Annotated in this window: 4 protein-coding genes; all 4 read right to left on the bottom strand. The window is 33.1% G+C overall.

Annotated features, from left to right (window positions below):
* Nucleotides 1–440: RlmF-related methyltransferase (locus DIU01_RS10210; protein WP_290834087.1), on the bottom strand; the 440-nt coding region annotated here is incomplete at its 3' end.
* Between the two features lie 51 nt (nucleotides 441–491).
* Nucleotides 492–1,154 carry a thiamine diphosphokinase gene (locus DIU01_RS10205; RefSeq protein WP_290834085.1) on the bottom strand — a complete coding sequence of 221 codons (663 nt, stop codon included), beginning with the start codon at nucleotides 1,152–1,154 and terminating at the stop codon, nucleotides 492–494.
* Nucleotides 1,155–1,186: 32 nt separating this feature from the next.
* Nucleotides 1,187–2,008, bottom strand: coding sequence for a DUF4249 family protein (locus DIU01_RS10200; protein WP_290834083.1), 822 nt, complete (start codon nucleotides 2,006–2,008; stop codon nucleotides 1,187–1,189).
* A 5-nt stretch (nucleotides 2,009–2,013) separates the two neighbouring features.
* Complete coding sequence (locus tag DIU01_RS10195; protein WP_290834123.1) at nucleotides 2,014–4,335, bottom strand: TonB-dependent receptor; 2,322 nt, start codon at nucleotides 4,333–4,335, stop codon at nucleotides 2,014–2,016.
* Nucleotides 4,336–4,341: the final 6 nt, after the last annotated feature.

Raw genomic sequence — 4,341 nt, 5'->3', positions numbered from 1 at the left:
ATTGCTTTTTCATCAATATCGGTTCCAACAAAGCTCCAATTGTAGGCATGATTTCCAATGATTGGATAAATACAATTGGCTCCAATGCCAATATCCAGACCAATTACTTGCTCGCCATCTGGAATTATTCCGTCATTAGAATTAGACAATAAATCGGCTAAATAATGAATATAATCGGCTCTTCCCGGAATTGGTGGACATAAATAATGAGTTGGAATATCCCAATGCGGAATATCATAATCGGAAATTAATAATGCTTTATTCAATGCTTTTACGGCATCAGGATTTGCAAAATCAATAGTTTCTGAATTGTGTTCATTTGTAAAAACGAATTGTTCTAACTCAGGAAAATTTGGAATTAATTTTTCAAAATTATATCTAAATCGGTGAGGATTTCTTGGATGTAATGTAGTTTTTTCGGAGTTTATTTTGTTCTTCATTTTGTCATTTCTATATCAAATATATGAAAATCAATGAAGACTACAAAGGTTTTAATCAAAACATTCCATTAGAAGTAAATCGCCTTGAGAATGTTCGATTTTTACAATTCCGTCTTCGGTTACATGATTGCTACTTCCAGTTCTGTAACCTATTGTAAGCTCTTCATTATTCAAAGGATAAAAAAGATTTTGAGTTGAAATTCCAGAAACTTTTCCAATAGGAATTAATGAAATAGGAGTATTTTTGGTATACCATTTTTCGAATTTATTTGGCAATAAAAATATTTTAGAATGGTCGTCTAGAATTACAATTTTGAGTTTGTCACGATAACTTACAATGTTTGTAATATTTGTAATAGTATGATCGGCGCGTTTTCCTGTTGCCCAAACTACGTTTACCGCTTGATGACCTTTTTCAATAAGATAATCAAAGGCTTTTTCTAAATCGGTTTTGTCTTGATTTGGCGTGTGAACAATTTCTAGCGGAAACTGTTTTTCTTTATAAATTTCGGGATTAAAATCGCCATCAAAATCACCAAGAAGCACGTCAATTTTAATATCTAATTGCAAAACGCGTTCTATAGCATTGTCTAAAACTACAACAACTGGTGACCATTCTAGAAGTTGTCCGAGTAGTTCAAAACTACACGAAGCTCCATTTGCAATAATTAAAGCAGGTTCTTGATCGTCGCGAACAATATGATGTGATGACATTTTGAAATTTAATTTAAGAAATCAAATATAGGTTATTCGATGATATAATTTCTTGAATCAATTTCAGATAAATGAAAATAACCTAGTGGATAATTTTTTTGATTGGTTTGATTTACTATGTTTCCTCGCAAAGTTGCTGGTGGCGTTGCAAACGGACTTCCGCCGCTGCTTCCAGCAATCGCTATCAATTTATTCATGTAGTTAAAATAGCGTTCATCAATTCCTTGAACACTCATGTATAGTTCGTCACCTGCTTTGATGTCTGCGTTTCGTATTAATCCGAACATCTCATTTCCTTGAAAAAAATCATCTTCAATAACGCCATACTCTGGAAATGCATTGATGTTGTTAAATTGAATAAGGTAAAAATTAGTTTCCAATCCGTTATCTTGAAAGAAGAATTTTACTTGAGTTTCTTCACCTTCAAATCCTTCAACAGCCGTTTGTTCGATACTTTCAATTACTGGAGTTGCCATTAATTTTTGAGTTGCAGTATAGGTATTTCCACCAACTTGAACGGTTAAAATGTAGGTTTCATTTACAACAGGATTAAAATTGGAACATACGTACTCGCCAGTCGAAGGAACTTCAATAAAATCAAAAACAGCATTCGAACTATTTGTAATAAATACCGTTGCGCCAGAAACCACAGGAATTACATTGCTGAAATAATCGGTTGTAGTGGAAAGTTTTATTTTTTGCTCGTTGCCCGATGTTCCTTTTTGCCATTTTATAGAGGCATCGATTACCAATCTTGGTTTTGCTGTGTTTAAATCGACATCAACAACATCTTCGCAACTTGAAAATGAAATTGTAAAAAGGATTAAAGCTAAATATTGAATTATACTTTTCATAAAAACTAGAATTTAAAATTATAAGAAACCGATGGAACTAACCCAAAAATTGATAATCGAAGCGCTTCATTATCACCCGAATCTTGATTTTGTCTGAAACTTATTGAGGCTGCATTTTTTCGTCCATATAAGTTGTAAATACTAAAAACCCATTCGCCTTTCCATTTTTTAGTTTCGCTTTGTTTTGGTGTTAATGTGGCAGAAATATCTAGATGATGGTATAAAGGCAAGTTGTCTTCATTACGCAATCCGTAGCTTGGAACCGTGATTCCTTGGTATTCGTATTGTCCGTTTGGAAAAGTCACTGGTTGACCGGTTTGCAAAGTAAAATTGGCACCAAAATTCCATTTTTTACTCAATTTGTACGAACCTGTTACTGCTAAATTGTGCATTTTGTCATAAGCAGATCGATACCAATCACCATTGTTAATTCCGGATTCTTCGGCAGTTCTTCCTGGAGTTCTTTGTTCCGATCGAGATAAAGTATAAGCAATCCAGCCACTTAATTTACCAGTATTTTTTCTGAATAAAACTTCCAAACCATACGATCGCATTTCTCCGTTTAAAACGACTTGTTCGATGGCATCATTGGCAATTAAATCGGCACCATCAATATAATCCATTCGGTTTTTAATGGTTTTGTAAAAACTTTCAATTTCTAACGAATAAGCATCTTCTTTTAAATTAGCAAAATAACCAACAGCAACTTGATCTGCAATTTGTGGTTTTATGAAATTATCACTCGGCGTCCAAACGTCCAATGGAGTAGGCGAAGCAGTATTAGAAACCAATTGTAAATACTGAACCATTCGATTATAACTGGCTTTAACCGATTTATTATTACTAAGTTCATAAGCAATTGAAAATCGAGGTTCAAAATTATTGTAATCGGCTATAGTTTTATTCGAACCAAAATATTGTGTTCCAATTGGTGCTGCTTTTTCGTAAATTTCAAACTCAGCATTGTATGTAACAGGTTGATTATTAGCATAAATATTTTGCGTAAATTTCCCTAGTCTATAAAATAAGCTGTAACGCAAACCATATTCGATATTGATTTTATCAGATACTTTTTGATCTAATCCAACATAAAAAGCAGGTTCGATAGCATATTTTTTCTCTAATTGACGGAAGTTTATACCAGAATCACTTCTTGAAGGTTCAATTGTTCCCGGATTAAATTCGTAATAGTTGGCATTGGCACCATAATTCAATTTGATTTTATCCGATAAATAGTATTTGAAATCATACTTTAAATTATAATTTCTAATGCCTGAATCCCAATTGAATCCAACGAAATCAAGGTTTAATCCGTAGTAATAATCACTATAAATCATCGATAGATTTGAAAATAATTTATCAGAAAATAAATGATTCCATCGCAGGTTTAAAGTGGAGTTCCCATAAGTATTTACAAAGCTTTCATTCAAACTAAAAACATCGCGTCCAAAATATCCAGAAAGATATAAACTGTTGTTTTTATTGATTTTGTAATTCAGTTTTGTATTTAAATCGTAGAAATAGGCCGAATTATCGTTGCTGGATAATTTTAAAAACAAATGCGCATACGATCCACGTCCGGCAACAATAAACGAACCTTTGTCTTTTACAATTGGACCTTCGGCTAGAAGTCGGCTTGAGATTAATCCGATACCACCATTCATGTGAAAATCTTTACTGTTTCCGTCTTTTTGATATATATCTAAAACTGATGAGGCACGTCCACCAAATCGAGAAGGAATACCGCCTTTATACAATTTCAAATCTTTTATCGCATCTGGATTAAAAACAGAGAAAAATCCAAAAAGATGGGATGAATTAAAAATGGTTGCTTCGTCTAAAAGTATCAAATTTTGATCGGCACCACCACCACGAACATTAAATCCCGATTGACCTTCGCCAGCATTGGTAACGCCTGGAAGAAATAAAATAGATTTTATAATATCGACTTCTCCAAGCACAACTGGCATTTGCTTTATGGTTGAAATCGATAATTTATTGACACTCATTTCGGCTTTTCTGGTATTAGTCGTGTTTTTTTCGGTAATGATTACTTCTTCCAAAACTTCACCCGATTCTTTTAATCCAAAGTTTTTCTTGATATTTTGAGTCAATGATATTTTTTCGTCGATAGATTCATAACTCACATAACTTACGCCTAGTTCATAGTCGCCTTTTGGTAATGTTATCGAATAAAATCCATATTCATTTGTTATTGCAAAAACCGAAGTTCCTTTCACAATTACGTTTACTCCGATAAGTGTTTCGTTATTTTTAGTATCAGAAACTATTCCGCTAATGGTGAATTTTTCTTGAGCGAGAACTATATTTGT

The organism is Flavobacterium sp. (assembly GCF_003525665.1).
In the GTDB taxonomy this organism is placed as follows: domain Bacteria; phylum Bacteroidota; class Bacteroidia; order Flavobacteriales; family Flavobacteriaceae; genus Flavobacterium.
This window is presented reverse-complemented; position numbering and strand designations above follow the sequence as displayed.

Bases quoted from the DNA above. Each gene is read 5' to 3' on its own strand.
- DIU01_RS10205 (WP_290834085.1), bottom strand. From the start codon at position 1,154: ATGTCATCACATCATATTGTTCGCGACGATCAAGAACCTGCTTTAATT.
- DIU01_RS10200 (WP_290834083.1), bottom strand. From the start codon at position 2,008: ATGAAAAGTATAATTCAATATTTAGCTTTAATCCTTTTTACAATTTCA.